The organism is Pseudoruegeria sp. SK021 (assembly GCF_002119405.1).
In the GTDB taxonomy this organism is placed as follows: Bacteria; Pseudomonadota; Alphaproteobacteria; order Rhodobacterales; family Rhodobacteraceae; genus Meridianimarinicoccus.
Genome location: NZ_MTBG01000131.1, coordinates 1 through 492 on the forward strand (window position 1 = coordinate 1; position 492 = coordinate 492).

Genomic DNA, 492 nt, shown 5'->3' on the forward strand with positions numbered 1-492 from the left:
GCGAATATGACAAGCTGGCCCGCCAGTGCGCGGTCGAAGGCAAGGATCATGTGCAATATCTGTTGCGCCTGTGTGAATTGGAGCTGATCGAGCGCGAACGCCGGATGGTCGAACGGCGGATCAAAGCCGCAAAGTTTCCGGCCACGAAAAGTCTCGACAGCTTTAACTTCAAGGCCATCCCGTCGCTCAACAAAGTCCTAACCATGGAACTTGCCCGCTGCGAATACGCCGATCGCCGCGAAAACATTATTGCTCTGGGTCCTTCAGGAACCGGCAAGTCCCACATCGCTTTGGGCCTTGGCCTCGCGGCTTGCCAGAAGGGTCTGAAGGTCCGATTCACGACAGCCGCCGCGTTCGCCATTGTGCTCGAACCGTGTATGGATGGCACCCGCGGGGCAAGGGCGGATCGGTCAAGTCTGGCTTTTGGTCAGTTGCGGCCATGTATACGGCGTCTGAATTGCAGTTCACTTACTGCGCGCCCTGATGAATTCC

Annotated in this window: 1 protein-coding gene; it reads left to right on the forward strand. The window is 57.5% G+C overall.

Annotated features, from left to right (window positions below):
• The coding region (locus tag BV911_RS18940; RefSeq protein WP_168184154.1) for an ATP-binding protein at nucleotides 1–492 on the forward strand (492 nt) is incomplete at both ends.